Source organism: Pseudomonas sp. AGC41, from assembly GCF_057334555.1.
In genome coordinates this window covers 9647-14840 of record NZ_JBHFJB010000106.1, presented here as the reverse complement: position 1 = coordinate 14840, position 5194 = coordinate 9647, and the positions used below count along the sequence as shown (strand labels likewise).

The following is a 5194-nucleotide window of genomic DNA, read 5'->3' as shown; positions in this document are numbered from 1 at the left end:
GTCAATTAGATTCCGAGTTCTGGAAAAAGGGTCTGCTTCGCAGCCCAGCGGCCCCCCCCCCCCCCCCCACAAAAGCTATCTCCCACAGACGATCTTAAAGATCCATCCCCAACTCATGCTTGACCAGCCCCAGCAGCTTGTCGGTGTCGATCGGCTTGAGCAGGAAATCCACCACGCTCAGATGCATCGCCTCGATGGCGTCCTTCACATCGGCATCGCCCGACACAATGATGATCGGCAGCGCCGCCCGCTCCGACTCGCGCACCAGGCGCACCAGCTCCAGGCCATCGACATTGCCCATGCGCAGGTCGGTGATCAGCAGGCCGATGGCGGGCTTGGTTTCCAGCATCCTGAGTGCGGTTTCACCACTGGCGGCGGTCATGCAGCGTATGCCATCCAATGCCAGGATTTCCGACAGCAGCTCGCGGGCATCCTTGTCGTCATCGACAATCAGGACACGCTGCGGCGGCAGGTCGGGTTCCAGCATGACGGCACTCAGCGCCTCGCGCTCGGCGTCACTCAAAATATCGTGGTCGGACATGATGCTCTCTACGTTCTCGAATCGATCCCCTGGCACAGTGGTCAGACATCGTTCTGCGGCGCTTCAATGTGCACTTCGTCGGATTTTTTTCCAAGTGCATTCCAAGAAGTATTTTTCGACACAACGCGTAGGACTTTTCTCTGGTTTCGTTGCCATTGCCGCGACCTAGACTTACGTCCAATGGGCACCCTGCGCTCAGGGGCCGACCATGGGGAACAGTTCCGACCACAACAATTCGAAAAAGACTGCGTAATGGTTATGAAAAAAGCGGACGCCTTCATCCAGGCAGGGAAAACCGCGGTGTTGCAGAACATCCAGGGTACGTTGCTGTTTCTCCAGCGCTTCCCCCCGTTCAACCAGATGGAAAATGCCCACCTGGCCTACCTGGTCGAACAATGCCTGCTGCGTTTTTATGCCCCGGGCGAAACTATTATCAAGCCGGCCGACGGGCCGGTTGAGCACTTTTACATCGTCAAGCAAGGCCGGGTAGTCGGCGAGCGACCGCACTCGGCCAAGGGCGGCACCGAGACCACTTTCGAAATCACCACCGGCGAGTGCTTCCCCCTCGCGGCCCTGCTGGGTGAGCGGGCGACCCGTACCGAGCACCGGGCCGGCGAGGACACCTTTTGCCTGCAATTGAACAAACTGGCTTTCATCAAGCTGTTTGCCCTGTCCGGACCGTTTCGCGATTTCGCCCTGCGCGGCGTCAGCAGCCTGCTTGATCAGGTCAACCAGCAAGTGCAGCAGAAATCGGCGCAGACTTTGGGCACGCAATATTCCCTCAACACCCGCCTGGGCGAGCTGGCAATGCGTCACCCGGTCAGTTGCAGCCCTGAAACGCCGTTGCGCGAAGCCGTCAAGCTGATGCATGAGCAGCAAGTCGGCAGCATCGTGGTGGTGAACGAACACAAGGCGCCGGTCGGGATTTTCACCCTGCGCGATCTGCGTCAGGTCGTGGCCGACGGTACCGGGGATTTTTCCGGGGCGATCACCATGCACATGACCCAGGCACCGTTTTTCCTGTCGCCTGACCACAGCGCCTTCGATGCGGCGATCGCCATGACCGAGCGCCACATTGCCCATGTCTGCCTGGTCAAGGACCAGCGCTTGTGTGGCGTGGTCTCGGAGCGGGACCTGTTTTCCCTGCAGCGCGTCGACCTGGTGCACCTGGCCCGGACGATCCGCAACGCCCCCAGGGTCGAAAACCTGGTGACCTTGCGCGGCGAGATCGGTCAGCTGGTGGAACGCATGCTTGCCCATGGCGCGTCATCGACCCAGATCACCCACATCATCACCTTGCTCAACGACCACACCGTATGCCGGGTCATCGAGCTGACCCTCGCCGACAAGGGCGATCCGGGCGTCGCGTTCAGTTGGCTGTGCTTCGGCAGCGAAGGCCGCCGCGAGCAGACCCTGCACACCGATCAGGACAACGGCATCCTGTTCGAAGCCCGGGACGCCGCCCACGCGGCGCAGATCCGTGGCCTGCTGCTGCCCATCGCCCAGCAGATCAACCAGAGCCTGGCCTTGTGCGGCTTCACGTTGTGCAAGGGCAACATCATGGCCGGCAACCCCGAGTTGTGCCTGTCCCGCGCCGAATGGGCACGCCGCTTCGCGGCCTTTGTCCGTGAGGCGACCCCGGAGAACCTGCTGGGTTCGAGCATCTATTTCGATTTGCGGGTGGTGTGGGGCGACGAGCAAGGCTGCGAACAGTTGCGCCGGCAGATTCTTGATCAGGTGGCCGACAATCGCCTGTTCCAACGCATGCTGGCCGAGAACGCGCTTCGCCATCGCCCGCCCGTCGGCCGCTTCAGGGATTTCGTACTCAGCCGCAAGAACGGCGAGAAGGCGACGCTCGACCTCAAAGTACAAGGTCTTACTCCCTTCGTTGATGGCGCTCGCCTGCTGGCGCTGGCCAATGGCATCGAGGCCAACAACACCCTGGAGCGCCTGCGGCAACTGGTCGTCAAGGAAGTGATCGAGCCGCTGGACGGCGCGGCGTATGAAGAGGCCTATCACTTCATCCAGCAGACGCGCATGCAACAGCATCAACTGCAAACGCGGGAGAATCAGCCCTACTCCAACCGAGTCGACCCGGACAGCCTCAACCACTTGGACCGGCGCATCCTGCGTGAATCCTTGCGCCAGGCCCAACGCCTGCAGAGCAGCCTGACCGTGAGGTACCAGCTGTGAGTCTGTTTTCCTGGTTGCGCCCGGTCCAGCCGATGCTCTCGGACGGGTTGCAGCTGCGCCTGAACCGCCTGCCCGCCGCCGCGCCGTTGACGGAGCGCAGCCTGCGGGAACAACGGTGGGTGGTGGTCGACTTGGAAACCACCGGCCTCAACTTGAACAAGGATCAGGTGCTGTCCATCGGTGCGGTCGTCATAGAAGATGGCGCCATCGACTTCAGCCAGCAGTTCGAGCGGACCTTGCAATGCGCCAAGCAGAAGCTCGGGCCAAGCGTACTGATCCATGGCCTGGCACCAAGCGCAATCGCCGCCGGCAGCGACCCGGCCGAAGCGCTGGTGGCATTCATGGAGTTCGTCGGCGACAGCCCATTGCTGGCGTTCCATGCGCCGTTCGATTCGCACATGCTCGGGCGCGCCATGAAAGATTATCTCGGCTACCGGCTGCAGCATCCGTTCCTGGATGTGGCTGACCTGGCCCCGATGCTTTGCCCACAAGCCAACCTGCGCAAATCCGGCCTGGATGATTGGATCGACTGGTTCAAGCTGAAAGTCTTCGAGCGCCACAACGCCAGCGCCGACGCCCTGGCCACTGCGGAATTGGCGCTGATCCTGTTCAGCCGCGCCCGCCAGCAGGACATCCACAGCGCGCTCGACCTGCAACAGCGCCTGGGGCAGTGGAAACGGCGGCAGCAGGCGCCTTCGCTTTAATTGAAGCAACAAGGCTTTTGTGGGAGCGAGCCTGCTCGCGAAGGCAGTTTGTCAGCCGGCATTAATGTAGTGGATGGACCGCTTTCGCGAGCAGCCCCCCTCCCACAGGAGTGCACAGTTTTATCCCGACCAGCGCCAATTGCTTTCCAGGCCCCGCCTCTGCCACAATCGCGAACAATTCTCGTTACTTAATGCGTCGGTGATGCTCCGTGTCGTCAGTTCCTACTCTGGTTGGTGCGTTGTACCGTGACCATCGCGGCTGGCTATTGGCATGGCTACAGCGCAACGTGGCGTGTCCACAGCGGGCGGAAGACCTGAGCCAGGACACTTTCGTGCGGCTGCTGGGGCGTGACGGGTTGCAGCCACCGCGCGAGCCCCGGGCGTTTCTGCTGGCGATTGCCAAGGGCCTGCTGTTTGATTATTTCCGCAGGGCCGCGCTGGAGCAGGCTTACCTGACCGAGCTGATGCTGATTCCCGAGGCTGAGCAACCTTCGATAGAGGAGCAGCAGATGATCCTCGAAGACCTCAGAAATATCGACCGCCTGCTCGGCAAATTGTCGAGCAAGGCGCGCGCGGCCTTCCTCTATAACCGCCTCGACGGCCTCGGCCACGCTGAAATTGCCGAGCGCCTGGGGGTTTCGGTGCCAAGGGTGCGCCAATACCTGGCCCAAGGCGTGCGGCAGTGCTACATCGCCCTTTACGGTGAGCCGACATGACCCTGGCCTCTTCCAAGCCAGTCTCGGCGCGGGTGTTGGACGCGGCCATCGCCTGGCAATTGTCCCTGGACTCAGGCAATGGCAGCCCTCAGGAGCGTGAAGCCTTCGCTCAATGGCACGCCGCCGATGAGGAGCATGCGCGGGCCTGGCAACAGCTGGGCATGCTCGACCAGCGTTTCAGCGTTGCCAGCGGCCCGGCGCGTGCGGCGCTGCTGCAATCGCGGGTCAGCATCCGGCGGCGGGTACGCAAGATCGGCAGCGGCCTGGCCAGTGTCGTCGCGGTTATTGGCCTGGCGCTGTTCGCCGGCGAGCGTTACCTGCCGCTGGATTACTGGCTGGCCGACCAGCGCACCGCCACCGGTGAACAGCGCACGTTGCGCCTGGCCGACGGCACGCTGATCAACCTCAACACCCACAGCGCGCTGGATGTGCGTTTCGACGACAAGCAGCGGCGCGTGATCCTGCAGGAAGGCGAGATCCTGGTGGAAACCGGCCACAACGATCCGCGCCCGTTCATCGTCGAGACTCGCGAGGGCAGCATGCGCGCCCTGGGCACGCGTTTTCTAGTCAGGCTCGAAGACCAAGGCACACGCCTGAGCGTATTAAAATCCGCCGTGGCCGCGCATCCGCAAGCGACCGCTGAAGAACAGATTCTGCGCGAAGGCCAGCAGGTGCTGATGCGCCGCGACGGCCTCGGTCCAACCTTGGCCCTGAGCCCCGGCGCCGACGCCTGGACTCGCGGCATGCTGGTGGTGGACAACGCGCGACTCGAAGACCTGGTCCATGAGTTGGCGCGCTATCGACGCGGCTACCTGAGCGTCGAGCCCAAGGTTGCGGACCTGCGCATTACCGGCAGCTTCCCGCTGCATGACACCAACCTGGCGTTGACCGCTTTGCTGCCGACGTTGCCGGTGCAGGTCGAGCATCACACGCGCTGGTGGGTGGTGGTGGCGCCGCGGGTCGAAGCCAAGCGCTAGGAAATGTTGCGTCTCTGAGGACGCCTTCGCGAGCAGGCTCGCTCCCACCAGGTAATACGAACC

General features: G+C 62.5%; 5 protein-coding genes. 4 read left to right on the top strand and 1 reads right to left on the bottom strand.

The genetic code is table 11. The features are described from left to right. Positions 1-94: 94 nt before the first annotated feature. Positions 95-541, bottom strand: coding sequence for a response regulator (locus tag ACE04F_RS18465; RefSeq protein ID WP_434571351.1), 447 nt, complete (start codon positions 539-541; stop codon positions 95-97). Between the two features lie 252 nt (positions 542-793). Between ACE04F_RS18465 and ACE04F_RS18460 the strand changes: the two genes are divergently transcribed. From ACE04F_RS18460 to ACE04F_RS18445, 4 genes are all read left to right on the top strand, one after another. Beyond that, positions 794-2734 carry a putative nucleotidyltransferase substrate binding domain-containing protein gene (locus ACE04F_RS18460; protein ID WP_486108924.1) on the top strand — a complete coding sequence of 647 codons (1941 nt, stop codon included), beginning with the start codon at positions 794-796 and terminating at the stop codon, positions 2732-2734. Further along, positions 2731-3438, top strand: a complete 708-nt coding sequence (locus tag ACE04F_RS18455) for a 3'-5' exonuclease (protein WP_486108922.1) — start codon at positions 2731-2733, stop codon at positions 3436-3438. The genes ACE04F_RS18460 and ACE04F_RS18455 overlap by 4 nt, the downstream gene beginning before the upstream one ends. 209 nt (positions 3439-3647) lie before the next feature. Then, positions 3648-4154, top strand: a complete 507-nt coding sequence (locus tag ACE04F_RS18450) for an RNA polymerase sigma factor (RefSeq protein WP_486108920.1) — start codon at positions 3648-3650, stop codon at positions 4152-4154. After that, positions 4151-5131, top strand: coding sequence for a FecR domain-containing protein (locus ACE04F_RS18445; protein WP_486108918.1), 981 nt, complete (start codon positions 4151-4153; stop codon positions 5129-5131). Before ACE04F_RS18450 ends, ACE04F_RS18445 begins: the two co-directional genes overlap by 4 nt. Positions 5132-5194: the final 63 nt, after the last annotated feature.